This window comes from Pseudomonas hunanensis (genome assembly GCF_013393325.1).
Classification (GTDB): Bacteria; Pseudomonadota; Gammaproteobacteria; order Pseudomonadales; family Pseudomonadaceae; genus Aquipseudomonas; species Aquipseudomonas putida_P.
In genome coordinates, this window is the sequence record NZ_QJRC01000076.1 from 1 (window position 1) to 23,643 (window position 23,643).

The following is a 23,643-nucleotide window of genomic DNA, read 5'->3' on the forward strand; positions in this document are numbered from 1 at the left end:
AGCGTGCCGCCAGCGGCCAAGCCGGCACCTGCCGCCGCCACCGCGCCCAAGCCGGCGCCTGCCGCCCAGTCGCAAGGTGTTGTCGACGAAATCATGGGCAACCCGCTGTTGCTGTGGCTGATCGCCGGTAGCGCGTTCCTGGTGCTGCTGCTTCTGCTATTGCTGCTGGCTCGCAAGCGCAAGGCCCAGCAAGAAGCTGAAAAGCACCTGCGCATGGCGCGTGCGCTGGAAGAAGAGCAGGGCACAGGCTTCGACAGCGATACCGAGAGCCTCGATGGCGTCGAAGTCTCGGAACCGAGCGTGACCCTGTCGCCGGCTGTGGTCGCAGCTTCCGCCGCCGCCGCTGTCGCTGCGGAAAAAGTGTCGGCACCCGTTGCCGAGGCAGAGCCCGAGCTTGAACCACAAGCAGACCCGCACGCCGCACTGCTTGCAGAAGTCGATCAGTGCCTGGCCGAAGGCCGTCTGAATCGCGCCGCCGACCTGCTGGAGCCCGCTGTGGCCGCAGCGCCGGAGCGTGACGACCTGCGTCTGAAGCTGATGGATGTGTACGCTCGCCAGGGTGACCAGAGCGCGTTCGCCGAGCAGGAGCGCCAGCTGTCGGCCGGCGAGCAGAACGTTGCCGAAGTCGCCGGGCTGAAAGAGCGTTATCCTGCCATGCTCGGCCTGGCTGCTGCCGGCCTGGGTGCGGCGGCGCTGGCTGCCGAGATGGATGAACAGTACGTGCAGGAGCTGCTGCACGACGAGCCCGAGGCCCCGGTGGTTGCGGATGTGGTGCCTGACGAGGTGCCTGAGTTCGAGCCACAAGTAGAGGCCGAACCCGAGGTTGTCGCGCAAGCAGAGCCTGAAGCAGAGCTGGAGGCCTTCGATGACGTGCCGACACTCGATGCTTCGGGCCTGGATGAGCAGGATCTGGACAGCGCATTCGACCTGAGCCTGGGTGAAGACCTGCCCGAGGAAGACCCGCTGGCAGCGCCGTTGCTGGATGAGCCGATGGCCCAGGAGCCTGTGCCCGACGAGTTGGTCATCGCCGAGCCTGTGCTGGATGAGCCAGAGCTGGAAGACGCTCAGCCAGAAGAACAGCCGTTCGCCGTGGATGCCGAGCTGCAAGACAGCGCCGACGCTGATTTCGAGGCCATGCTGGCTCAGGCTGAGCCACAATCTGCCGTGGACCTGTCTGATTTCGACCTCGATATCAGCGAGCCGGTTGCCCCAGCTGCTCCTGACGCGCTGGCGCAAGAACCGGTTGATGTCGCCGCCGAACTGGCCGCCTTCGACAGCGAGCCGGCATTTGACCCAGTGTCCGAGTTCGATATGCCGTCGGACTTCGACTTGTCCCTGTCGCTGGAAGACGACTCGCCCGCAGCCAAGCGCTTTGCCTCGGAGCTGGACGACGTCAACGCCGAGCTGGACAAGTTGTCGCAGAGCCTCGAATCGCCATCGCTGGAGCCGCACTTCACCCGCGAGGACGCGGTTGCGCAGCCCGAGCCCGAGCCTTTGGACGACCTGGACTTCGACTTCTTCTCCGGCAGTGACGAAGTGGCTACCAAACTCGATCTGGCCCGTGCCTATATCGACATGGGCGACAGTCAGGGTGCGCGCGACATCCTCGACGAAGTGGTCAAGGACGGCGACGACAGCCAGCGCCAGGAAGCCGAGGACATGCTCTCTCGCCTGGTCTGAGGTTGACTGCGCCGGCCTCTTCGCGGCAAGCCCGCGAAGAGGCCCTCAAACGCAGTGCATATCCAACGGCAGCCCTACACGGCTGCCGTTGTCGTTATAATCCCCGCCATTCCGTACACCCACAGGTTTCATGCGCTTGGACATCATCGACACCGCTACCGCCGAATCCGCGGCCGAAGGCTTCTCCCGTATCGCCCTTGGCGTGGAATACAAGGGCGCGCGCTACCGCGGCTGGCAGCGCCAGGCCAGCGGTGTACCGAGTGTCCAGCAGGCCCTGGAACAAGCCCTGTCCAAGGTTGCCAACGAGCCGATTTCGGTGATTTGCGCCGGGCGTACCGACGCCGGGGTCCATGGCTGCGGGCAGATCGTGCACTTCGACACCCGTGCCGTGCGTGACGAGCGCGCCTGGACCATGGGCACCAACTTCAACCTGCCGCACGACATCAGCGTGGTCTGGTCGCAGCCAATGCCGGCCGACTTCCATGCCCGCTTCAAGGCCTGCGCCCGGCGCTACCGCTATGTCATCTACAACGACCCGATCCGCCCGGCGCACCTGGCCGAGGAAGTGACCTGGAACCACCGTCCGCTGGACGTCGAGCGCATGGCCGAGGCCGCGCAGTTCCTGCTCGGCACCCACGACTTCAGCGCCTTCCGCGCCAGCCAGTGCCAGGCCAAGTCACCGATCAAGCACATCTACCACCTGCGCGTTACCCGTCATGGCCAGATGATCGTGCTGGACGTGCGTGCCACTGCTTTTCTGCATCACATGGTGCGCAACATTGCCGGTGTGCTGATGGCCATTGGCGCCGGTGAGCGCCCAGTCACCTGGGCGCGCGAGGTGCTCGAAGGGCGTAACCGCCGCGAAGGTGGGGTAACCGCCCACCCGTACGGGCTTTATCTGGTGCAGGTGGAGTACCCCGAGGAATTTGCGCTGCCCAAGCGTTACATCGGCCCACACTTTTTGAGCGGTTACGAGGCGTTGGCAGACTGACGGGCGAAAAGCCATTTGCTAACATCCGGCCTTTCGCCGCAATAACCAGGGTTCGCGTTCCATGAGCTATGTTCGCAGCAAGATCTGCGGGATTACCCGCATCGAAGATGCGCTGGCCGCCGCCGAAGCGGGTGCCGATGCCATCGGCTTCGTCTTCTATGCCAAAAGCCCGAGGGCGGTGGACGTGCGCCAGGCGCGGGCGATCATCGCCGAGCTGCCGCCGTTCGTGACCACGGTCGGGTTGTTCGTCAATGCCTCGCGCTGCGAGCTGAACGAGATCCTCGAAGTGGTTCCGCTGGACCTGCTACAGTTCCACGGCGACGAAACCCCGCAGGACTGCGAAGGCTACCACCGCCCCTGGATCAAGGCCCTGCGTGTGCGCCCTGGCGACGACCTGGAGGCGGCCTGTAAGCAGTACGCAGGTGCCCGCGGTATTCTGCTGGATACCTACGTGGCGGGCGTGCCTGGGGGAACCGGTGAAGCGTTCGACTGGTCACTGGTACCGGCGCACCTGAGCAAGCCGATCATTCTGGCGGGCGGGCTGTCAGCCGATAACGTTGGCCAGGCCATTGCCCAGGTACGGCCTTATGCGGTGGATGTCAGTGGCGGCGTCGAACAGGCCAAGGGCATCAAGGACGCGGCGAAGATCGAGGCGTTCATGCGAGCGGTGAAGCAGGCGTGATGGCAGATGTGACGGCTGGCTGCGCGCCATCGTCCATAGCTTTCGCAGCCCTGCGGGGCCGCCGCCAGCGCTTATGGCGGCAAGAAAACACATTAGCGGTGGAGTGGCGCGCTGGAAGCCCCGGCGGCCGGTCCACCATCGTTTTGTAAAAGATTTTGAGCTCAAGGGCAGGGCAGGGCCGGCGACACCGACCCCCGCCTGCCAATACTGGAGAAATAAAGCATGAGCAACTGGTTAGTCGACAAACTGATCCCTTCGATCATGCGTTCCGAGGTGAAGAAGAGCTCGGTGCCTGAGGGGCTGTGGCACAAGTGCCCGTCCTGCGAGGCCGTGCTGTATCGTCCGGAGCTGGAAAAGACCCTGGATGTCTGCCCCAAGTGCAACCACCACATGCGCATCGGCGCACGTGCGCGCATCGACATCTTCCTCGACGCCGAAGGCCGTGCCGAACTGGGTGCCGACCTGGAGCCGGTCGACCGATTGAAGTTCCGTGACGGCAAGAAGTACAAGGACCGCCTGACCGGCGCCCAGAAACAGACCGGCGAAAAAGACGCGCTGATCTCCATGAGTGGTACCTTGATGGGCATGCCGATCGTGGTCAGCGCCTTCGAGTTCTCGTTCATGGGCGGGTCCATGGGCGCCATCGTCGGCGAACGTTTCGTGCGCGCGGCCAACTACGCCCTGGAGCATCGCTGCCCGATGGTCTGCTTCTCCGCTTCGGGCGGTGCGCGCATGCAGGAGGCGTTGATCTCGCTGATGCAGATGGCCAAGACCTCGGCCGTGCTGGCACGCCTGCGCGAAGAAGGCATCCCGTTCATCTCGGTGCTGACCGACCCGGTGTACGGTGGTGTCTCTGCCAGCCTGGCAATGCTCGGCGATGTCATCGTCGGTGAGCCAAAGGCGCTGATCGGCTTCGCCGGCCCGCGCGTGATCGAGCAGACCGTCCGCGAGAAGCTGCCAGAAGGCTTCCAGCGCAGCGAGTTCCTGCTGGAGCACGGTGCCATCGACCTGATCATCTCCCGTGGCGAGTTGCGCCCGCGTCTGGCCCGCCTGCTGGCGCAGATGACCGGCCAGGACACCCCGGAGCAAGCGCGTGAGGCGGCTGCCGTCGCGTGATGAAACAACGATCCCTGGGCGAATGGCTCGCCTACCTCGAGCAGTTGCACCCCTCGGCCATCGACATGGGCCTGGAGCGGTCGCAGAAGGTGCTTGCCCGGCTGGCGCTGGGCAAGCTGGCGCCACGCGTGGTGACGGTAACAGGCACAAACGGCAAAGGTTCGACCTGCGCCTTCGTGGCTTCGTTGCTGCGTGCCCAGGGCCTCAAGGTCGGCGTGTACAGCTCGCCGCACCTGTTGCGTTACAACGAGCGGGTGCTGATCGAGGGCCAAGAAGCCAGCGATGAGCGCTTGTGCGAAGCCTTCGCCGCCGTTGAGGCGGCGCGGGGCGATATTTCCCTCACCTACTTCGAGATGGGTACGCTGGCCGCGTTCTGGTTGTTCTACCAGTCGCAGCTGGATGCCGTGGTGCTGGAAGTGGGCCTTGGTGGCCGGCTGGACACCGTGAACGTGGTGGACGCCGACCTGGCCCTGGTGACCAGCATCGGCGTCGACCATGTCGATTACCTGGGCGATACCCGCGAGCTTGTGGCCTTCGAGAAGGCCGGCATCTTCCGCCCCGGCAAGCCGGCCCTGTGCGGCGACCTGGACCCGCCACGGCCGTTGCTGGACAAGGCTGGCGAACTGGCCGCGCCACTGTTCCTGCGCGGTCGTGATTTCGACCTGGCCAGCGCCGATGGCAGCTGGAGCTGGCGTGGTACCGCGGCCAATGGTGCGCAGGTAGCGCTGAGTGACCTGCCTTTACTCGACCTGCCCATGGAAAACGCCGCGTTGGCGTTGCAGGCTTACCTGTTGATGGGGCTGCCGTGGGATGCGGCGCAGGTTCGCCAGGCATTGCTGGATACCCGTATCACCGGGCGTCTCGACCGCCGCCAGCTGAACTGGCAGGGCAAGCCAGTTGAGCTGTTGCTGGATGTCGGGCATAACCCGCATGCGGCGCAGTACCTGGCCCGCCGCCTGGCGGCCCGTCCGCTGAATGGGCGCCGTTTCGCGGTGTTCGGCTTGCTCGCCGACAAGGACCTGGGCGGCGTTATCGCGCCGCTGCAGGGCCTGGTCGACGAATGGGCAGTGGCGCCGCTGGACACCCCGCGCAGCCGCCCGGCTGCGGAACTGGCCACGGCCTTGACGAACCATGGCGCCGCAGTGAAGTCTTATGCCAGCGTCGACGCCGCCCTTGAAGGGCAATGCGCGCAGGCGACGGCGGATGACCAGATCCTGCTGTTCGGTTCGTTTTTCTGTGTCGCCCAGGCGCTGGAATGGCTGGAGCGGCATGCCCAGGAGGGTGGAGTAGATGGCAGTGCTGGATAAAGGGATGAAGCAGCGCATGGTCGGTGCGCTGGTGCTGGTGGCGCTGGCGGTGATCTTCCTGCCGATGCTGTTCAGCCGCGAGGACGAGATGCGCCAGGTGCACGTCGAAACCCCGCAGGCACCGGCCATGCCCAGCCTGCCGGAAGTGAAGGTGGAGCCGGTTGCCGTGCCGCAACCGCAGGTGATCCCGGAGGCGCCTCAGCAGGCGCCGGTGGTGATCGATGAAGCCACTGCGCCGGCGAGCACGCCCAGCCAGCCCATTACCCCGTCACCACAGACTCAGGCACAGGTTCAACCGCCCAAGCCGCAAGCACCCGCGCCAGCGCCAAAGGTCGAGGCCAAGGCCGCTGCAGCCCCAGCGCCGGCAGCGCCTTCGAAGATCGACGTCAATGGTCTGCCAGTCAGCTGGTCGATCCAGCTGGCCAGCCTGTCAAACCGTGCCGGTGCCGAAAAACTTCAACAAACGCTGCGTAGCCAGGGTTACAACGCTTATATCCGCTCGGCGGGTGGCATGAACCGGGTGTATGTCGGGCCGTTGATCGAGCGGGCCGAAGCCGAGCGCGTGCGTGATGCGATCAATCGCCAGAACAGCCTCAAGGGCTTTGTGGTGAGGTTCCAGCCAGAACGCAGCTAATTCAGGCCGTAGGCTTCTGCGCGGCCCCTAAGATCTCTGCAGTACAGCCAGAACTGCTGGGGCCGCTTTGCGGCCCTTTCGCGACACAAGGCCGCTCCCACACCCAGGTGGCGCTAATCCCCGACATTCCGCTTACTCCCAGCCCTCTGCTCTGGTAAAATGCGCCGCCTCAAACGTCTGCAGGCAGCACCGTGGCATTTACCTTGGTTGATTGGGCGATCATTGCGATCATCGCCGTCTCCACACTGATCAGTCTCAAGCGCGGCTTCGTCAAAGAGGCCTTGTCCTTGCTCATCTGGATCATTGCCGGTGCGGTTGCCTGGATGTTCGGCGGTTCGCTCTCGGTGTATCTTGAGAGCTATATCCAGACGCCATCGATGCGCGTCATCGCTGGCTGCGCCATTCTTTTCGTCGCCACCTTGCTGGTGGGGGCCATGGTCAACTTCCTCGTCGGCGAACTGATCCGCGTGACCGGGCTGTCCGGCACCGATCGTTTCCTGGGCATGGCCTTCGGTGCCGCGCGCGGGGCCTTGCTGGTAGTGGTGGCCATAGGCCTGATCAGCCTGGGGCCGGTTCAACAGGACACCTGGTGGCAGGAATCACGCCTGATACCACAATTTCTCTTGGTCGCCGATTGGTCGAAAAACCTGATTCTGGGTTTCACCGGTCAGTGGTCGCCCAGTGGGTTGATCAGCGCTCCCGCTGATCTTCCGTTCAAGGAACAGTTGCTCGGGCCGTCCAAGCCCTGAGCGCTATTCACTCAAGTTTCGTCAAAGTAGGGGTTGCGTCGCATGTGTGGCATCGTCGGTATCGTCGGTAAGTCGAACGTCAATCAGGCGCTGTATGACGCGCTTACGGTCCTCCAGCACCGCGGCCAGGACGCTGCCGGTATCGTGACCAGCCATGACGGCCGGTTGTTCCTGCGCAAGGATAATGGCCTGGTGCGCGACGTGTTCCAGCAGCGCCACATGCAGCGCCTGGTGGGCAGCATCGGTATCGGCCACGTGCGCTACCCGACGGCGGGCAGCTCGACCTCGGCCGAGGCCCAGCCGTTCTACGTCAACTCGCCGTACGGCATCACCCTGGCCCACAACGGCAACCTGACCAATGTCGAGCAGTTGGCCAAGGAGATCTACGAGTCCGACCTGCGCCACGTCAACACCAACTCCGACTCGGAAGTGCTGCTGAACGTGTTCGCCCATGAGTTGGCGGTGCGTGGCAAGTTGCAGCCAACCGAAGAAGACGTGTTCGCGGCGGTTTCCCATGTACACAGCCGCTGCGTCGGCGGTTACGCCGTGGTGGCGATGATCACCGGCTACGGCATCGTCGGCTTCCGCGACCCCCACGGCATCCGCCCGGTGGTGTTCGGCCAGCGTCATACCGATGAAGGCGTGGAATACATGATCGCCTCGGAAAGCGTGGCCCTGGACGTGCTCGGCTTTACCCTGATCCGCGACCTGGCGCCGGGCGAAGCGGTGTACATCACCGAAGAAGGCCAGCTGTTCACCAAGCAATGCGCCGAAGCGCCGAAGTTGCAGCCGTGCATCTTCGAGCACGTCTACCTGGCCCGCCCGGACTCGATCATTGACGGTATCTCGGTGTACAAGGCCCGTCTGCGCATGGGTGAAAAACTGGCTGACAAGATCATGCGCGAGCGCCCTGAGCATGATATCGACGTGGTCATCCCGATCCCGGATACCAGCCGCACTGCTGCGCTGGAACTGGCCAACCGCCTGGGCGTCAAGTTCCGCGAAGGTTTCGTCAAGAACCGTTACATCGGCCGTACCTTCATCATGCCCGGCCAGGCCGCGCGCAAAAAGTCAGTGCGCCAGAAGCTCAACGCCATCGAGCTGGAATTCCGTGGCAAGAACGTGATGCTGGTGGACGACTCGATCGTGCGCGGCACCACCTGCAAGCAGATCATCCAGATGGCCCGCGAAGCCGGCGCCAAAAATGTCTACTTCTGCTCCGCAGCCCCTGCAGTACGCTACCCCAACGTCTACGGCATCGACATGCCGAGTGTTCACGAACTGATCGCCCACAACCGTACCACCGAACAGGTGGCCGAGTTGATCGGCGCCGATTGGCTGATCTATCAGGATCTGCCAGACCTGATCGACTCGGTCGGTGGCGGCAAGATCAAGATCGATCATTTCGATTGCGCGGTGTTCAACGGTGAGTACGTCACCGGCGATATCGACGAAGCCTACCTCGAGCGTATCGAGCAGGCCCGTAATGACCTGGCCAAGGTCAAGAACCAGGCCGTCAGCGCGATCATCGACCTCTACAACAACTGATTTTGGGAGCGACGGCATGACGGATCAATGGGATGCCGGGCGACTGGACAGTGACCTCGAGGGTGTCGGTTTCGACACCCTGGCGGTGCGCGCCGGTCAAAACCGTACACCGGAAGGCGAACACAGCGAAGCGCTGTTCCTGACCTCCAGCTATGTGTTCCGCACAGCGGCTGATGCTGCTGCGCGCTTTGCCGGCGAAACGCCGGGCAACGTCTACTCGCGCTACACCAACCCCTCAGTGCGTGCCTTCGAGGAGCGCCTGGCTGCAATGGAAGGCGCGGAGCAGGCCGTGGGTACGTCCACCGGTATGGCGGCAATCCTGGCCGTGGTCATGTCGCTGTGCAGCGCCGGTGACCATGTACTGGTGTCGCAGAGCGTGTTTGGCTCCACCATCAGCCTGTTCGAGAAGTACTTCAAGCGCTTTGGCGTACAAGTGGACTACGTGCCACTGGTCGACCTCAATGGCTGGGAGAAGGCCATCAAGGCCAACACCAGGCTGCTGATCGTCGAATCGCCGTCCAACCCGCTGGCCGAGCTGGTCGATATCACCGCGCTCAGTGAAATCGCTCATGCCCATGGCGCCATGCTGGTAGTGGACAACTGCTTCAGCACCCCGGCGCTGCAGCAGCCGCTGAAACTGGGTGCCGATATCGTGTTCCACTCGGCCACCAAGTTCATCGACGGCCAGGGCCGCTGCATGGGCGGTGTGGTCGCCGGCCGTGCCGAGCAGATGAAAGAAGTGGTCGGTTTCCTGCGTACCGCAGGCCCGACGCTCAGCCCGTTCAACGCCTGGATCTTCACCAAGGGCCTGGAAACGTTGCGCCTGCGCATGCGTGCGCACTGCGAAAGCGCCCAGGCCCTGGCCGAATGGCTGGAGCAGCAGGAAGGCGTGGAAAAGGTGCATTACGCAGGCCTGCCGAGCCACCCGCAGCACGAACTGGCCAAGCGCCAGATGAGCGGTTTTGGTGCGGTGGTCAGCTTTGAAGTCAAAGGCGGTAAAGAGGGTGCCTGGCGCTTCATCGATGCCACCCGGGTGATTTCCATCACCACCAACCTGGGTGACAGCAAAACCACCATCGCGCACCCGGCCACCACCTCCCATGGTCGCTTGTCGCCGCAGGAGCGTGAAGCTGCGGGTATCCGCGACAGCCTGATCCGGGTTGCCGTAGGCCTGGAAGACGTGGCCGACCTGCAAGCCGACCTGGCGCGCGGGCTGGCTGCACTGTGATCGAAATCAGCGGCAGTACCCCAGGCCACAATGGCCGGGTAGCCTTGGTCACCGGTGCCGCGCGCGGCATCGGCCTGGGCATTGCCGCTTGGTTGATCTGCGAAGGTTGGCAGGTGGTGCTCAGTGACCTGGACCGCAAGCGCGGGGCCAAGGTGGCCAAGGCGTTGGGTGACAACGCCTGGTTCATCACCATGGACGTTGCCGACGAGGCCCAGGTCAGTGCCGGGGTGTCCGAAGTGCTCGGGCAGTTCGGTCGGCTGGACGCGCTGGTGTGCAATGCGGCCATTGCCAACCCGCACAACCAGACCCTCGAAAGCCTGAGCCTGGCGCAATGGAACCGGGTGTTGGCGGTCAACCTCAACGGCCCGATGCTGCTGGCCAAGCATTGTGCGCCTTACCTGCGTGCGCACAATGGGGCGATCGTCAACCTGACGTCTACTCGGGCGCGGCAATCCGAGCCCGACACCGAAGCTTACGCGGCAAGCAAGGGCGGCCTGGTGGCTTTGACCCATGCTCTGGCCATGAGCTTGGGCCCGGAGATTCGCGTCAATGCGGTGAGCCCGGGCTGGATCGATGCCCGTGACCCGTCGCAGCGCCGTGCCGAGCCGTTGACCGAGGCCGATCATGCCCAACACCCGACGGGGAGGGTAGGGACGGTGGAAGATGTGGCGGCCATGGTTGCCTGGCTGTTGTCGCGCCAGGCGGCGTTCGTCACTGGCCAGGAGTTCGTGGTCGATGGCGGCATGACCCGCAAGATGATCTACACCTGAGGCTTCCCGTCCAACCTATGCCGCTTTTGTCTTTTTTGAAAAAAATTCAATGGGGCTATTGACTTAGCTCCGCCATCTGCGTAAATTTCGCGGCCTCAGCGAAGCAAACGCAACAAGCAACATCGCGAGGGTGATTAGCTCAGCCGGGAGAGCATCTGCCTTACAAGCAGAGGGTCGGCGGTTCGATCCCGTCATCACCCACCACTTCCTGAGATGTTCCTAAAGCATCGGGTTCGCAAGAAGTCGATAGCCAGAGAGGAACGCACTGCGCAGCGGTAGTTCAGTCGGTTAGAATACCGGCCTGTCACGCCGGGGGTCGCGGGTTCGAGTCCCGTCCGCTGCGCCATTTTTCAGTAACAGATGGGTGCATGGCACCGGTCTGAAGCCACAAGGCAAATGCCTTGGGCTGATCCCAGTTTCAATCAGGCGCGAGCCTGAACGATACGCAGCGGTAGTTCAGTCGGTTAGAATACCGGCCTGTCACGCCGGGGGTCGCGGGTTCGAGTCCCGTCCGCTGCGCCATCTTCGTTTCAAGGTCCCTAGAACACCTTGAAGCAAACACAAGAGAAGCGATCACGTTATCGCTTTTTTTGTGCCTGCCCCGATGCCATTGCGGCGCAAGGGTAGACCCAGGTTTCAATCGGGCGCAAGCCTGAATGATACGCAGCGGTAGTTCAGTCGGTTAGAATACCGGCCTGTCACGCCGGGGGTCGCGGGTTCGAGTCCCGTCCGCTGCGCCATCTTCGCCTCAAGGCCCCATGAACGCCTTGAAGCAACGTCAAAGCGACCTTCGGGTCGCTTTTTTCGTTCTGGCGCCTGGTAAATTGCCTGCCTTTACCCAGATTTACACCAACCTGACAGGTTCTTCACCGACCAGCGGTTCCTGTGCCTGCCTGCTGTGTTGCACAATAGGCACCTTCTCGACATACCCGGAATTCGCAATGACCAGATCTTCCGTCTTTGGTGCGCTCGGGCTGGCCCTGGTGCTGGCGGGCGTGACCGGTTGTTCCTCGAAAAAAGCGGCCGTCTATGAGCACGAAAACTTCGATGACTCAGGTACGTTCTCGCGCAGCTTTCCGGTGAGCGATGCTGGCTCTTGCGAGGCGGCCAGGCGTGCCTTGCTCAGCCAGGGGTACATCATTACCAGCAGCGGTGCCAACCAGGTGGTGGGCAACAAGAGCTTCCAGCAGAACAGCGAGAACCACCTGCAGATCAGCTTCAACGTCACCTGCGCGCCGGATGTGAGCGACGAACAGCGCTCGACCATGTTCGCCAACGCCCTGCAGGACCGTTATGCACTGAAAAAGTCCAATACCTCCGCCAGCCTGGGTGTGGGCGTGCTGGGGTCGGTGTCGATGCCGATCGGCTCCAGTGACGACTCGATGGTCAAGGTAGCCAGCGAGACCGTGACTGCGGCGCAGTTCTATGACCGCTATTTCGCCTTGGTGGAGAGCTATTTGCCCAAACCGAAGAAGGTCGAAAAGGCCAAGGTCGACGCACCAGTGCCGAAGGTTGAAAAGCCGGCGGTTGACCTGGGGTTGCCGGAGCAGGCTGCGGCGAACCCAGTGGCGCCTGCCCCTGCCCAGGAAGCTGCACCCGCGCCTGCGGCTGTTTCCCCGGCAAGTGAGGCAGTCGCGGCACCGGTGGTGGATGACAGTCAGGGTTCGCAGCCGGTCGCACCGCCCGTGGAGGCTGCGCCGATTCAGGTGCAGCAGGATGCACAGCCTGCCGAGGCTGTGCCGCCTTCCCTTTGATAAAGCCGGTACAGGCTGCGCACATCCCCTGTTACAGACACCCCGCGATAACTTCCTGAACACCTGCTACGTTTATCACTCATACGCTTGTCATCATCGCTTCATCCCACCTGCTTAGGCTGAAGGCGATACCCACGAAGACAAAATGAGCAAAGAGGACGCAGGGCTATGGATGAATATCAGGAAGAACTACTCGAAACCCAGGCTTATGAACTGGACACCCCGGAACCGGCCGACGATGCCACCGAGCTTTAACCCGCCCGGCGCTGGCTGCGGCGGAACTCCCCCGGCGTGAGGCCCGTCCAGCGCTTGAACGCGCGCTGGAAGGCCTCGGCTGAAGCAAACCCCAACAGATAGGCAATCTCGCCAAAGGCCAGCTCCGTGTCACGGATGTAGGTCTCTGCCAGGTCGCGCCGTGTTTCGTTGAGCAGGTCGCGAAACCGCGTGCCTTCCTCGGCGAGTTTGCGACGCAAGGTCCAGGTTGGCAGCTGCAGGTGCAGCGCCACTTCTTCCAGGTCCGGTTCACGGCCACCATTGAGCAGCGGGCCCAGCAGATGGGTGATGCGCTCGCCCAGGCTGCGTACCCGTGTGCGCTGTAGCAACTCTGCTTCGCACAGTTGCAGCAGGTGCTGCCAGGTGCTCGGGCAGTGCCTGGGGTTGGCTAGTTGTAGTGTTGCGCGGCTTAGCCGCAGTTGATTGGCTTCGGCCGTGAATTGCACTGGCGTGCTGCACAGCGCCTGATAGCGCGCAGCATAGGCGGGGGCGGAAAATTCGATGCTAAGGCGTTCTGCCTGTATCGCCATGCCGGCCAGGTCGGCAAGTTGCGCCAGCCAGCCGGCAAGCAGTGAATCGACCACGAAGCGGTTGTAGGCGTTGTAGGGGCTGATGGAATAGAAGCGCAACCAAGCGCCCTGGGCATCTTCCACGAAGCTGGAACGGCCACGGTAGTTGGCCGCGTACAGGGGCTCGAAGCGCAGCAGCGTGCGCGCCGCCTCGCCCAGGGTGGGGGCCTGGGCGGCGGTTACTCCGGCCAGGCCGGCATGTGCCAGGCGGCTCAAGCGCCCCATGTGCAGGCCGAGTGCGGCTTCGCCGCTCAGCTCGATGGCTGCGTGGCCCAGGTGCATGTAGCGGGGGATCGACAAGCGCGCGCCGGCTTCGGCAAGGCGTGGGGCATCCAGGCCATAGCGCAGCAGCAGGGGCTCGGGGTCATGACCCCGCTCGCGCAGGGCCTCGGTCAGCGGCTGGACAAAGCCTACTGAAAGGTCGCCGAGGCGTACGCGGGGGCGGGCCATGGGCCTACAGCCACAGGTTCAGCAGGCGGGCGCCATGGCTAGGAGTACCCGCCAGCAGTTCACCCGACTGGCGGGCAAAGCCCTGGCCGTCGCTGGCCTGTTCCCAGAACTGCCCGCGCATGAACACGCTCATGCTGCTGACGCCGGCCCCGGCTGCCTCGGTCAGGCGCTGCCAGGCGTTCTGCTCGCTGACTTCGCCACGTTGCAGGGCCAGCCCAGCGGTGGCCTCCTGGTGGCGATTGCCACGCCATGGCGCTTCCCAGCTGCCTTTGCCGCTCAGGAACACCGGGTTGGCGATCAGCTGTACTGCTTGCTGTGCCAGTTGTTGGTGGTTTTCCGGGTACCAGCTGTCACTGCCCACCAGTACCCCCAGGCGCCCGGCGGGAGTCTGCACGACTTGCAGCGGGTGCTGGCGGCCGTCGTGGACATAGCGACGCATTTCACTGTCAGGGTATTGCTGGCGTTGGGGCTGGCCCAGTAGCGAGCCGTCGCCGGCAAACACCACGCTGCTGTTGAACAGCGGACCACGGCCGGCATGCAGCACGCCTTGTTTCACGTAGGGTTCGGGCAGCACGATCGAGCCGGCCACCAAGGTGACGCCAAACTCCTTGGCAAGGCCGCCGAACAGTTGCTGGTAGTCTGCGGCCATCTGCTCGGCCTTCATGCGCAGGTGCGCATCGGCACGCCAGTCGTCGCCGTCGGCGCCAAGCATGGCCAGGCCGTAGCGCAGCGGGTTGCTTAGCTCCAGCCATTGTTGAGCCTCGCGGCTCTGAGTGACCTGGTACAGCTCGTTTTTCTCACCGCGCGCCCACAACCAGGTACCGATGTGCTCTGGCAGCACCACCACCGTGCGTGGGCCCACCAGCCCTTGGGCTCGGGCTTGCTCCAGGTAAGCGGCGAGCTTGCGGTGCAGGCGTTGCAGGTTCTGGTAGTCGCCTGGGTAAAGCAGCGGCTCCACACCGAGCAGGTTGCCATGCTCGCCCGGCACGCCATGGTTGAGTGCCAACTCGATGCGCAGGTCGGACAGGTAGTGGCCTTCCGGGCGCTGTTGAGTCCAGAAACCGTAGCCGCAAAGCGCGGCGATCATCACCAGCGCCAGGGCGCTTGCCAGGAGTTTTCGCATGAAGCAGTACGGCACCTTGGACAGTGAGGGTCCCCTAGGTTAGTCGCGCTGTATGCCAGGATCAATAACTTGTCAGTTTCGATCATTGAGCCAATTCAAACGGCTGTTTAATGTCGCTGACAGACAAACGACGGGCCCCGCCGACCAGTGAGGTGCCCGCATACCGTGATCACGCCACCAGGGGACCTTTCCATGGCCGCCGACCGCTACCCGCACCTGCTTGCTCCGCTGGACCTAGGCTTTACCACCTTGCGCAACCGTACCCTGATGGGGTCGATGCACACCGGCCTCGAAGAACGCCCCGGTGGTTTCGAGCGCATGGCCGCGTACTTTGCCGAGCGCGCCCGGGGTGGCGTTGGCTTGATGGTCACTGGCGGCATCGCGCCCAATGATGAAGGCGGGGTGTATTCCGGCGCGGCCAAGCTCAGCACCGAGGAAGAGGCTGACAAGCACCGCATCGTCACCGAGGCGGTGCACGCCGCCGGTGGCAAGGTCTGCCTGCAGATCCTGCATGCCGGGCGCTATGCCTACAGCCCACGGCAAGTGGCGCCTAGCGCGATCCAGGCGCCGATCAACCCGTTCAAGCCCAAGGAGCTGGACGAGGCGGGCATCGAGAAACAGATTGCCGACTTCGTCAATTGTGCGGCGTTGGCCCAGCGCGCCGGTTACGATGGTGTCGAGATCATGGGGTCGGAAGGCTACTTCATCAACCAGTTCCTCGCCGCCCACACCAACCACCGCACCGATCGCTGGGGCGGCAGCTATGAAAACCGCATGCGCCTGGCCGTGGAAATCGTCAGCCGGGTGCGTGGTGCGGTAGGGCCGAACTTCATCATCATCTTCCGCCTGTCGATGCTCGATCTGGTCGAGGGTGGCAGCACCTGGGACGAAATCGAGCTGCTGGCCAAGGCTATCGAGCAGGCCGGTGCGACCCTGATCAACACCGGCATCGGCTGGCACGAAGCGCGTATCCCGACCATCGCCACCAAGGTGCCGCGTGCGGCGTTCAGCAAAGTCACCGCCAAACTGCGCGGTGTGGTGAACATTCCGCTGATCACCACCAACCGCATCAATACCCCGGAAGTGGCCGAGGCGGTGCTGGCCGAGGGGGATGCCGACATGGTCTCGATGGCTCGACCGTTCCTCGCCGACCCGGATTTCGTCAACAAGGCCGCCGCTGGCCGAGCCGACGAAATCAACACCTGCATTGGCTGCAACCAGGCCTGCCTGGACCACACCTTTGGCGGCAAGCTGACCAGTTGCCTGGTCAACCCGCGTGCCTGCCACGAAACCGAACTCAACTACTTGCCTGCGCGCGCGGTGAAGCGTATCGCCGTGGTCGGCGCCGGGCCGGCAGGCCTGGCGGCGGCCACCGTGGCGGCCGAGCGGGGCCATGCCGTGACCCTGTTTGACGCCGCCAGCGAAATCGGTGGCCAGTTCAACGTGGCCAAGCGGGTGCCGGGCAAAGAAGAATTCTTTGAAACGCTGCGTTACTTCCGCAACAAGGTCAAAAGCACGGGCGTGGAGCTGCGCCTGAATACTCGCGTCGATGTGCAGGCACTGGTGGAGGGTGGCTTTGATGAAATTATCCTGGCCACCGGTATCGCCCCGCGTACCCCAGCCATTCCGGGTGTGGAGCATGCCAAGGTGCTCAGCTACCTGGATGTGTTGCTCGAGCGCAAGCCGGTGGGCAAGGCTGTCGCGGTGATTGGCGCGGGAGGCATTGGCTTTGATGTGTCCGAGTACCTGGTGCACCAGGGCGTGGCCTCCAGCCAGGACCGTGACGCATTCTGGAAAGAGTGGGGCATCGATACCCATCTTGAGGCACGCGGTGGGGTGGCCGGGATCAAGGCCGAGCCGCATGCCCCGGCACGGCAGGTTTACCTGTTGCAGCGCAAGAAGTCCAAGGTGGGTGATGGCCTGGGCAAGACGACCGGCTGGATTCACCGCACCGGGTTGAAGAACAAGCGGGTGCAGATGCTCAACAGCGTCGAGTACCTGGGTATCGACGATGCCGGTTTGCACATTCGCGTGGCGGACGGCGAGCCGCAGGTGTTGCCGGTGGACAACGTGGTGATCTGCGCCGGGCAGGAACCGCTGCGCGAGTTGCAGGACGGGCTGGTGGCGGCGGGGCAGTCGGTGCACCTGATTGGTGGCGCGGATGTGGCGGCCGAGCTGGACGCCAAGCGGGCGATCAACCAGGGGTCGCGATTAGCGGCTGAGCTTTGAATGGGCAGGGGCCGCTTCGCGGCCCTTTCGCGACCAAGGCCGCTCGCACAAGGATCGCGTAACCTTTCGCTTCGTCCATCCCTGTAAACTGCGGCCATGCCTGTATTCGACCTTCCTCAAGCCCCCCTGCAACGCCTGGATCTGCCTTGGCTGGCAACCGCACAGGTCGAAGCCGCCATCCTGCGTCTGGACCTGATCGACCCGCTGATCAGCGGCAACAAGTGGTTCAAGCTACGCCATCACCTGGATCAGGCCAGTGCCGATAACGCCCCCGGGCTGATCAGCCTCGGCGGTAACCATTCCAACCACCTGCACGCCCTGGCCGCCGCTGGCAAACGCTTCGGCTTCGCCACTGTCGGCCTGCTGCGCGGTCACGCCCAGGATACGCCAACCGTGCGTGACCTGCAGGCGCTGGGCATGGCGCTGCACTGGTTGGGCTATGGCGGCTACCGCGCACGCAACGAGCCCGGTTTCTGGGGCCCCTGGCAGGCACGTTACCCAGGCTGGCACTGCATCCCCGAAGGCGGTGGCGGGCAAGCTGGCGCGCAGGGCTGCGCGCAGATCATGCAGCAGGCGCACGCGCAAATCGCGACGCTGGGGTGGTCGGGCTACGACGCCTGGTGGCTGGCTGCTGGAACGGGTACTACCTTGGCCGGCCTGGTGCTGGCCGAGGCGGGGGCACATGCGGTACATGGCGCACTTGCCGTGCCCAGGGCTCATGGTGTGCCGGAGACGGTAGCTGCATTGGCCGGCACGCTTGGTTACCAGCTACACGACGCCTGCCGTGGTGGTTTCGGCAAGTTCGACGATGAACTGCTGGCCTTCATTGCCGAGTGCGAGCAACACACTGGGGTGCCGTTCGAAGCGCTCTACACCGGCAAGGCCCTGCTGGCCCTGCGTAATCAGGTCGCTGCCGGGCTGTTCACGCCCGGCAGCCGCCTGATCTTCGTCCACACAGGTGGCCTGCAGGGCCGGCGCGGTTACTTGTAGGGCAGCATGCGCAACAGTGTGTTGTCGCGCTGCACATAGTGGTGGTACAGCCCGGCCAGTGCGTGCAGGCCGATCAGCCAGTAGCCCCAGCTGCCGATACGTTCATGCCAGCCCTTGATGAACTTGGCCTGGTCCGGGTTCGGGCCGATCAGGTGCGGCAGTTCCAGGCCGAAGAACGGCACCGGTTTGTCGGCGGCGCTGAGGATCAGCCAGCCGGCCAGCGGCAGGCCGATCATCAGCAGGTAAAGCGCCAAATGCATCAGGTGTGCAAGGCCGGTTTGCCAGGCTGGCGGCTTGGGCACGATGGGCGGGGTCGGGCGGCTCAGGCGCATGGCCAGGCGCAGCCAGACCAGTACGAACACGCTGAGCCCGAGCATGAAGTGCAGGTCCTTCATCAGGTTGCGTTCGGCGCTGTCCTTGGGGAACAGGCCACGCAGTTCGATAAGGGCGTAGACAGCGGCCAGCAGTACCAGCATCAGCCAATGCAGGGCGATGGACAGGCGTGCGTAATGGGTCGCGGGGGTGGATGAAACCATGATCGGTCCTCGTCATCAGGTCGGAATGGCGCTCTTGCTGGCGCTCAGGTACCACTGTAAAGGTTACCGGGAACAAATCTTTGCGCTGGGTCTGTGAAAATTGTGTTGCCCGCACCGGCCTTTTTAACGGGCGACATCATGCCTCGGGTAAAAATGGCCAATTGTCAGCCACCAGAAACACCCGCTCCACCTCCTGCCATGCGCCATCACCCGCCTGCTCCAACCTCACCAGCAACTGTGCCGGCGCTTGCCGCTCCAGCACATGCAACCATGCCGCAAATTGCTCCACCGTCCAGCATTCGCCTGCTTCGACCCGCGCCGGTGCCAGCCAGGCATGCCGCTGCAGCGGCTGCCAATGCTCACCCTCTGCCATCTCCCAGTCCCGCCGTCGCACCCAGCGCCCGCGCAAGTGCTGCGGGTTGGCCCCAGCGGGTGGCTCGGCATGCCCAGGCAACGGATAGAACAGATAGCCGCCCAGCCATACATGGGCCTGCACCTGCTCAACCCCCAGCGTGGCCAACAGCTCGCGGCTGTGCGCGCCCTTGGACATGGGCAACTGGTGCCCGGCCAGGTGCGCAAGCTTGGTCCCCAACCGGTCATGGCAGCCTGGGCCCAGCCAGGTGTGCGGGTTGAGCCCGCCGCCTTCAGGGCCCAGGTACAGCTTGATCGCCAGTTCCAGGTGGTGCACGCCGTCGCCGTCGCGCAGTACCACGTCCAGCTCGCCCAAGGTGCGCCCGCCGTCGCGAATCGCCAGGTTGGCCGCCAGTAGTTCGATGCCCGGCGCCTGGCCCAGGGCGAATTGCCACAGGCGTTCGTAGTAATGCCCCAGGCGCCGGCTGCCCAGTTTCGCCAGCCATTCGCGCAACGGGCGGTCGTCGTCATCCAGCCCGCGCAACCACTGTTCAAGGCGTTGTGGCTGCTGCGCCCACAGGCTGCCTGCCAGCGGGTGGCGCTGGGGGCAGGGCGGGGCGCTGAGCAGTGGCGGCGACAGCAGGGCCCAGGCCAAATCGCGCACGGCGGGGCGCTGCAATTGTCGGGGCAGGTCTTGGAGCAAGGTGAATGGCGTCATCCTGCGAGCATAGCCGGTTTGCCGCTGCCCGGTGCTTTCGCCCATAATCGGCGCATCGTCACCCGCCGCAGAGCCTCGCAGGAGCCCCATGGAGCAATTTCGCAATATCGGTATCATCGGTCGCCTTGGCAGCTCGCAGGTGCTCGACACCATTCGCCGACTGAAAAAATTCCTCCTCGATCGCCACCTGCACGTGATCCTCGAGGACACCATCGCCGAAGTGCTGCCTGGCCATGGCCTGCAAACCTCCACCCGCAAGCTGCTGGGCGAGGTCTGCGACCTGGTCATCGTGGTCGGCGGCGACGGCAGCCTGCTGGGCGCTGCCCGTGCCCTGGCCCGGCACAACATTCCGGTGCTGGGCATCAACCGTGGCAACCTGGGCTTCCTCACCGACATCCGCCCCGACGAGCTGGAAGTGAAGGTCGCCCAGGTGCTCGATGGCCACTACCTGGTAGAAAACCGCTTCCTGCTGCAGGCCGAGGTGCGCCGCCACCACGAAGCCATCGGCCAGGGTGATGCGCTGAACGACGTGGTGCTGCACCCCGGCAAGTCCACGCGCATGATCGAGTTCGAGATCTACATCGACGGCCAGTTCGTCTGCAGCCAAAAGGCCGACGGCCTGATCGTCGCCACCCCCACCGGCTCCACCGCCTATGCGCTGTCGGCCGGTGGGCCGATCATGCACCCCAAGCTCGACGCTATCGTGATCGTGCCGATGTACCCGCACACCCTGTCGGGGCGGCCGATCGTGGTCGATGGCAACAGCGAGCTGAAGATCGTGGTCTCCAAGGACCTGCAGATCTACCCGCAGGTGTCCTGTGACGGCCAGAACCACTTCACCTGCGCCCCCGGCGACACCATCACGGTGAGCAAGAAACCGCAGAAACTGCGCCTGATCCACCCGTTGGACCACAATTACTACGAGGTCTGCCGCACCAAGCTGGGGTGGGGCAGCCGCCTGGGGAGCAGGGACGACTGATGTTCGATCCGGCGCGAAGTTTCGACATCATCGGTGACGTGCACGGCTGTGCGCTGACCCTTGAACGCCTGCTCGACACTCTCGGATACAAGCGCGTGGCCGGCGTGTGGCGCCACCCGCGACGCCAGGCGTTGTTCCTCGGTGATATCGTCGACCGTGGGCCGCGTATCCGCGAGGCGCTGCACATCGTTCACGACATGGTCGAAGCCGGTCAGGCGTTCTGCATCATGGGCAACCACGAGTACAACGCCCTGGGCTGGGTGACCCCGGCGCTGCCCGGCAGCGGCAAGGCCTATGTTCGTGAACACACGCCACGCCATGCCCGGCTGATCGATGAAACCCTGACCCAGTTCGCCCACCACCCCGGCGACTGGCACGACTTCGTCAACTGGTTCTACCAACTGCCGCTGTTCGTTGACGCTGGGCGTTTCCGCCTGGTGCACGCCTGCTGGGACCCGCGCCTGATCGAGCCGTTGCGCCAGCAATACCCCGACGGGCGCATCGATGAACATTTCATCCAGGCTTCGGCGGTCAGCGGCAGTTTTGCCGACACCGTGTGCAACCGCCTGTTGCGCGGTACCGACATGCGCCTGCCGGACGGCTTGACCCTGACTGGCGGTGATGGCCTGACCCGGGCGTTCTTCCGCACCAAGTTCTGGGAAGAAGACCCGCAAACCTATGGCGACATCGTGTTCCAGCCCGATGCCCTGCCCGCGGAGGTGGCCAGTACCCCGCTCAGCCACAGCCAGAAGAACGCCTTGCTGCGCTATGACGAAGACGAGCCGCTGCTGTTCGTTGGCCATTACTGGCGCAGCGGCCGCCCGGCGCCGATCCGCGCCAACCTGGCCTGCCTGGACTACAGCGCCGTGCTCTACGGCAAGCTGGCCGCCTACCGGCTGGATGATGAAACCCGCATCGACCCGCACAAGTTCGTCTGGGTCGACGTCGACCGCCCACAGGCCAACCAATGAACATTATCGAAGTGATGCGCCTGCCGCTGTCGGTCGACCTCAGCGGCTTCGTTCACCTGCTGCAGCGCCTGCAGGTGCCACACCGGGTCAGCGAGGAGGGCGATGCCCAGGTCCTCTGGGCCCCCGATACCCTGGCCCAAGACGTGCTGCAGCTGTACCAGCGCTACCCCGACGGCAACGCCGACCTCGAACTTGCACAGGACCCTGGGGGAGCGGGCCTGCCCGCGAATAGCCCCGCACAACCCTCCCTGGTAGAACAAGCCAAAGCCTGCAAGGTCACCACCCTCACTCTGCTGCTGTGCTTCATTGTCGCCGGCCTCACCAGCCTGGGTGACAACTTCACCACCATCAGCTGGTTCACTTTCCTCGACTTCCGCGTCCAGGGCGACTACCTGTACTTCAGCTCGCTGGCGCAAAGCCTGGACGAAGGCCAGTGGTGGCGCCTGGTATCGCCCATGCTGCTGCATTTCGGCGTGCTGCACCTGGCCATGAACAGCCTGTGGTACTGGGAACTGGGCAAGCGCATCGAGCTGCGCCAAGGGCCCTGGATGCTGCTGGGCCTGACCCTGTTGTTCAGCCTGGTTTCCAACCTGGCCCAGCACTACACCAGCGGGCCAAGCCTGTTTGGCGGCCTGTCCGGCGTGCTGTACGGCCTGCTCGGGCATGTGTGGCTGTTCCAGTGGCTGGCGCCCAACCGTTACTTCAACCTGCCCAAGGGTGTGCTGGTGATGATGCTGATCTGGCTGGTGGTGTGCCTGACCGGTGTGGTCGGCACCCTCGGCCTTGGCCAGATCGCCAATGCCGCCCACGTCGGCGGGCTGCTCATCGGATGCCTGACCGGGCTCTTGGGTGGGGCGCTGGCCCGGCGTAAACTGTCGGCTTGAATCAGGAGACTGTATGTCCACTTTCGCGCAAATGATTGAAAACATCACCCCGGAAATCTACGAGAGCCTGAAACTGGCCGTGGAAATTGGCAAATGGTCGGATGGCCGCAAGCTCACTGCCGAGCAGAAAGAGCTGTCGCTGCAGGCGGTCATCGCCTGGGAAATGAAAAACCTGCCTGAAGACCAGCGTACCGGCTACATGGGCCCGCAGGAATGCGCATCGAAGTCCGCGCCGATCGCCAACATTCTGTTCAAGTCGGACTCGGTACATTGATCGAACTCGCTCGTGGCTCGTTGAGCAAAATGGCGGTAAGCCTGCAGGCGCCGGTGGTGCAGTACAGCTTCCGCCTGGATGACACACAGGTGCCGGTCAACCCGCTGATCGGCCAGCGTCTGCGCCTGGAATACCTCGGCGCCATTCACTGCAGCCATTGCGGCAAGCGCACCAAGACCAGCTTCAGCCAGGGTTACTGCTACCCCTGCATGACCAAGCTGGCCCAGTGCGACGTGTGCATCATGGCCCCGGAAAAATGCCACTACGACGCCGGCACCTGCCGCGAACCGTCGTGGGGTGAACAGTTCTGCATGACCGACCACGTGGTCTACCTGGCCAACTCTTCGGGAATCAAGGTCGGCATCACCCGCGCCACCCAGTTGCCCACCCGTTGGCTCGACCAGGGTGCCAGCCAGGCCCTGCCGATCATGCGCGTGGCTACTCGTCAGCAGTCGGGCCTGGTCGAAGACGTGCTGCGCAGTCAGGTGCCGGACCGCACCAACTGGCGTGCGCTGCTCAAGGGCGACGCCGAGGTGCTCGACCTGCCCGCCATCCGCGAGCAGATCTTCGATGCCTGCGCCGACGGCCTGCGCGAGCTGCAGGGGCGCTTTGGCCTGCAAGCGATCCAGCCGTTGCCCGATGCCGAAGTGGTGCAGATGAAGTACCCGGTCGAGGCCTACCCGAAAAAGATCGTCAGCTTCAACCTCGACAAGGACCCGGTGGCCGAAGGCACGCTGCTGGGCATCAAGGGCCAGTACCTGATCTTCGACACCGGTGTGATCAATATTCGCAAGTACACGGCCTACCAGTTGGCCGTGCTCCAGTAAAAAGGACCTG

The 23,643-nt window shown here is 63.9% G+C and carries 22 protein-coding genes and 4 tRNA genes; 22 read left to right on the plus strand and 4 right to left on the minus strand.

All coding sequences use genetic code 11. The annotated features are described in order from the left end of the window. The 15 genes from DM807_RS07775 to DM807_RS07845 form a co-directional block, all read left to right on the plus strand. Positions 1–1,680, plus strand: a 1,680-nt coding sequence (locus tag DM807_RS07775) for a motility hub landmark protein FimV (protein ID WP_280526540.1), incomplete at its 5' end; no start/stop codon positions are given. 130 nt (positions 1,681–1,810) lie between these two features. Continuing rightward, complete coding sequence (truA, locus tag DM807_RS07780; RefSeq protein WP_012271200.1) at positions 1,811–2,671, plus strand: tRNA pseudouridine(38-40) synthase TruA; 861 nt, start codon at positions 1,811–1,813, stop codon at positions 2,669–2,671. Positions 2,672–2,732: 61 nt separating this feature from the next. After that, positions 2,733–3,353, plus strand: a complete 621-nt coding sequence (locus DM807_RS07785) for a phosphoribosylanthranilate isomerase (RefSeq protein WP_069943353.1) — start codon at positions 2,733–2,735, stop codon at positions 3,351–3,353. A 222-nt stretch (positions 3,354–3,575) separates the two neighbouring features. Continuing rightward, positions 3,576–4,469 carry an acetyl-CoA carboxylase, carboxyltransferase subunit beta gene (gene accD, locus DM807_RS07790; protein ID WP_012271202.1) on the plus strand — a complete coding sequence of 298 codons (894 nt, stop codon included), beginning with the start codon at positions 3,576–3,578 and terminating at the stop codon, positions 4,467–4,469. Continuing rightward, on the plus strand, positions 4,469–5,776 hold the full coding sequence (folC, locus tag DM807_RS07795) for a bifunctional tetrahydrofolate synthase/dihydrofolate synthase (RefSeq protein ID WP_060515084.1): 1,308 nt from the start codon (positions 4,469–4,471) through the stop codon (positions 5,774–5,776). Before accD ends, folC begins: the two co-directional genes overlap by 1 nt. Beyond that, positions 5,760–6,410 (plus strand): SPOR domain-containing protein, encoded by a 651-nt coding sequence (locus DM807_RS07800; RefSeq protein ID WP_060515085.1) that lies wholly within the window; start codon positions 5,760–5,762, stop codon positions 6,408–6,410. The genes folC and DM807_RS07800 overlap by 17 nt, the downstream gene beginning before the upstream one ends. 191 nt (positions 6,411–6,601) lie before the next feature. Next, the gene (locus tag DM807_RS07805; RefSeq protein WP_012271205.1) at positions 6,602–7,159 is read left to right on the plus strand and encodes a CvpA family protein; all 558 of its coding nucleotides are present in this window, start codon (positions 6,602–6,604) and stop codon (positions 7,157–7,159) included. A 42-nt stretch (positions 7,160–7,201) separates the two neighbouring features. After that, positions 7,202–8,707: an amidophosphoribosyltransferase gene (purF, locus tag DM807_RS07810; protein WP_012271206.1), complete on the plus strand. Its 1,506-nt coding sequence runs from the start codon at positions 7,202–7,204 to the stop codon at positions 8,705–8,707. 16 nt (positions 8,708–8,723) lie between these two features. Beyond that, a complete protein-coding gene (locus DM807_RS07815; RefSeq protein WP_179027232.1) occupies positions 8,724–9,935 on the plus strand; it encodes an O-succinylhomoserine sulfhydrylase in 1,212 nt (403 codons plus the stop codon). Then, positions 9,932–10,705 (plus strand): SDR family oxidoreductase, encoded by a 774-nt coding sequence (locus tag DM807_RS07820; protein WP_012271208.1) that lies wholly within the window; start codon positions 9,932–9,934, stop codon positions 10,703–10,705. Before DM807_RS07815 ends, DM807_RS07820 begins: the two co-directional genes overlap by 4 nt. A 128-nt stretch (positions 10,706–10,833) precedes the next feature. Beyond that, positions 10,834–10,909 (plus strand) — tRNA-Val (locus DM807_RS07825). Positions 10,910–10,974: 65 nt separating this feature from the next. Next, positions 10,975–11,051 (plus strand) — tRNA-Asp (locus DM807_RS07830). 99 nt (positions 11,052–11,150) lie between these two features. Continuing rightward, positions 11,151–11,227 (plus strand) — tRNA-Asp (locus tag DM807_RS07835). Between the two features lie 141 nt (positions 11,228–11,368). Beyond that, positions 11,369–11,445: transfer RNA gene (locus DM807_RS07840), tRNA-Asp, on the plus strand. A 201-nt stretch (positions 11,446–11,646) separates the two neighbouring features. Next, positions 11,647–12,459, plus strand: a complete 813-nt coding sequence (locus DM807_RS07845) for a DUF2242 domain-containing protein (protein WP_012271209.1) — start codon at positions 11,647–11,649, stop codon at positions 12,457–12,459. 251 nt (positions 12,460–12,710) lie between these two features. On the opposite strand, the gene DM807_RS07850 is transcribed toward DM807_RS07845, so the two are convergent. Next, complete coding sequence (locus DM807_RS07850; protein WP_012271210.1) at positions 12,711–13,751, minus strand: AraC family transcriptional regulator; 1,041 nt, start codon at positions 13,749–13,751, stop codon at positions 12,711–12,713. A gap of 4 nt (positions 13,752–13,755) precedes the next feature. Next, complete coding sequence (locus DM807_RS07855) at positions 13,756–14,874, minus strand: nitrilase-related carbon-nitrogen hydrolase (protein ID WP_012271211.1); 1,119 nt, start codon at positions 14,872–14,874, stop codon at positions 13,756–13,758. Between the two features lie 192 nt (positions 14,875–15,066). Between DM807_RS07855 and DM807_RS07860 the strand changes: the two genes are divergently transcribed. Then, positions 15,067–17,103: an NADPH-dependent 2,4-dienoyl-CoA reductase gene (locus tag DM807_RS07860; RefSeq protein WP_179027233.1), complete on the plus strand. Its 2,037-nt coding sequence runs from the start codon at positions 15,067–15,069 to the stop codon at positions 17,101–17,103. Between the two features lie 96 nt (positions 17,104–17,199). After that, positions 17,200–18,093 (plus strand): 1-aminocyclopropane-1-carboxylate deaminase/D-cysteine desulfhydrase, encoded by an 894-nt coding sequence (locus tag DM807_RS07865; RefSeq protein WP_179027234.1) that lies wholly within the window; start codon positions 17,200–17,202, stop codon positions 18,091–18,093. Here the strand turns inward: DM807_RS07865 and DM807_RS07870 are convergent. Next, positions 18,084–18,629, minus strand: coding sequence for a cytochrome b (locus DM807_RS07870; RefSeq protein WP_012271214.1), 546 nt, complete (start codon positions 18,627–18,629; stop codon positions 18,084–18,086). The genes DM807_RS07865 and DM807_RS07870 overlap by 10 nt on opposite strands. Before the next feature lie 136 nt (positions 18,630–18,765). After that, positions 18,766–19,788 (minus strand): DUF1853 family protein, encoded by a 1,023-nt coding sequence (locus DM807_RS07875; RefSeq protein WP_060515089.1) that lies wholly within the window; start codon positions 19,786–19,788, stop codon positions 18,766–18,768. Here DM807_RS07875 and DM807_RS07880 point away from each other — a divergent pair. The 5 genes from DM807_RS07880 to DM807_RS07900 are packed head-to-tail and all read left to right on the plus strand — an operon-like array spanning position 19,787 to position 23,633. Beyond that, on the plus strand, positions 19,787–20,677 hold the full coding sequence (locus tag DM807_RS07880) for an NAD(+) kinase (protein WP_179027235.1): 891 nt from the start codon (positions 19,787–19,789) through the stop codon (positions 20,675–20,677). The two genes, DM807_RS07875 and DM807_RS07880, sit on opposite strands and share 2 nt — an antisense overlap. Beyond that, positions 20,677–21,648, plus strand: a complete 972-nt coding sequence (locus DM807_RS07885; RefSeq protein ID WP_012271217.1) for a metallophosphoesterase — start codon at positions 20,677–20,679, stop codon at positions 21,646–21,648. Before DM807_RS07880 ends, DM807_RS07885 begins: the two co-directional genes overlap by 1 nt. Further along, positions 21,645–22,532 carry a rhomboid family intramembrane serine protease gene (locus DM807_RS07890; protein WP_012271218.1) on the plus strand — a complete coding sequence of 296 codons (888 nt, stop codon included), beginning with the start codon at positions 21,645–21,647 and terminating at the stop codon, positions 22,530–22,532. Before DM807_RS07885 ends, DM807_RS07890 begins: the two co-directional genes overlap by 4 nt. 13 nt (positions 22,533–22,545) lie before the next feature. Next, a complete protein-coding gene (locus tag DM807_RS07895) occupies positions 22,546–22,806 on the plus strand; it encodes a YeaC family protein (protein WP_003260154.1) in 261 nt (86 codons plus the stop codon). Further along, positions 22,803–23,633 carry a DUF2797 domain-containing protein gene (locus DM807_RS07900; protein WP_012271219.1) on the plus strand — a complete coding sequence of 277 codons (831 nt, stop codon included), beginning with the start codon at positions 22,803–22,805 and terminating at the stop codon, positions 23,631–23,633. Before DM807_RS07895 ends, DM807_RS07900 begins: the two co-directional genes overlap by 4 nt. Positions 23,634–23,643 lie beyond the last annotated feature (10 nt).

Excerpts from the sequence above, each read along its gene's own strand:
- DM807_RS07800 (WP_060515085.1), top strand. The coding sequence starts at position 5,760 with ATGGCAGTGCTGGATAAAGGGATGAAGCAGCGCATGGTCGGTGCGCTG.
- DM807_RS07860 (WP_179027233.1), top strand. The coding sequence starts at position 15,067 with ATGGCCGCCGACCGCTACCCGCACCTGCTTGCTCCGCTGGACCTAGGC.
- DM807_RS07850 (WP_012271210.1), bottom strand. The coding sequence starts at position 13,751 with ATGGCCCGCCCCCGCGTACGCCTCGGCGACCTTTCAGTAGGCTTTGTC.
- DM807_RS07865 (WP_179027234.1), top strand. The coding sequence starts at position 17,200 with ATGCCTGTATTCGACCTTCCTCAAGCCCCCCTGCAACGCCTGGATCTG.
- accD (WP_012271202.1), top strand. The coding sequence starts at position 3,576 with ATGAGCAACTGGTTAGTCGACAAACTGATCCCTTCGATCATGCGTTCC.
- folC (WP_060515084.1), top strand. The coding sequence starts at position 4,469 with ATGAAACAACGATCCCTGGGCGAATGGCTCGCCTACCTCGAGCAGTTG.
- DM807_RS07785 (WP_069943353.1), top strand. The coding sequence starts at position 2,733 with ATGAGCTATGTTCGCAGCAAGATCTGCGGGATTACCCGCATCGAAGAT.
- DM807_RS07855 (WP_012271211.1), bottom strand. The coding sequence starts at position 14,874 with ATGCGAAAACTCCTGGCAAGCGCCCTGGCGCTGGTGATGATCGCCGCG.
- DM807_RS07875 (WP_060515089.1), bottom strand. The coding sequence starts at position 19,788 with ATGGGGCTCCTGCGAGGCTCTGCGGCGGGTGACGATGCGCCGATTATG.
- truA (WP_012271200.1), top strand. The coding sequence starts at position 1,811 with ATGCGCTTGGACATCATCGACACCGCTACCGCCGAATCCGCGGCCGAA.
- DM807_RS07815 (WP_179027232.1), top strand. The coding sequence starts at position 8,724 with ATGACGGATCAATGGGATGCCGGGCGACTGGACAGTGACCTCGAGGGT.
- DM807_RS07895 (WP_003260154.1), top strand. The coding sequence starts at position 22,546 with ATGTCCACTTTCGCGCAAATGATTGAAAACATCACCCCGGAAATCTAC.
- DM807_RS07880 (WP_179027235.1), top strand. The coding sequence starts at position 19,787 with ATGGAGCAATTTCGCAATATCGGTATCATCGGTCGCCTTGGCAGCTCG.
- DM807_RS07890 (WP_012271218.1), top strand. The coding sequence starts at position 21,645 with ATGAACATTATCGAAGTGATGCGCCTGCCGCTGTCGGTCGACCTCAGC.
- DM807_RS07870 (WP_012271214.1), bottom strand. The coding sequence starts at position 18,629 with ATGGTTTCATCCACCCCCGCGACCCATTACGCACGCCTGTCCATCGCC.
- DM807_RS07885 (WP_012271217.1), top strand. The coding sequence starts at position 20,677 with ATGTTCGATCCGGCGCGAAGTTTCGACATCATCGGTGACGTGCACGGC.
- DM807_RS07845 (WP_012271209.1), top strand. The coding sequence starts at position 11,647 with ATGACCAGATCTTCCGTCTTTGGTGCGCTCGGGCTGGCCCTGGTGCTG.
- purF (WP_012271206.1), top strand. The coding sequence starts at position 7,202 with ATGTGTGGCATCGTCGGTATCGTCGGTAAGTCGAACGTCAATCAGGCG.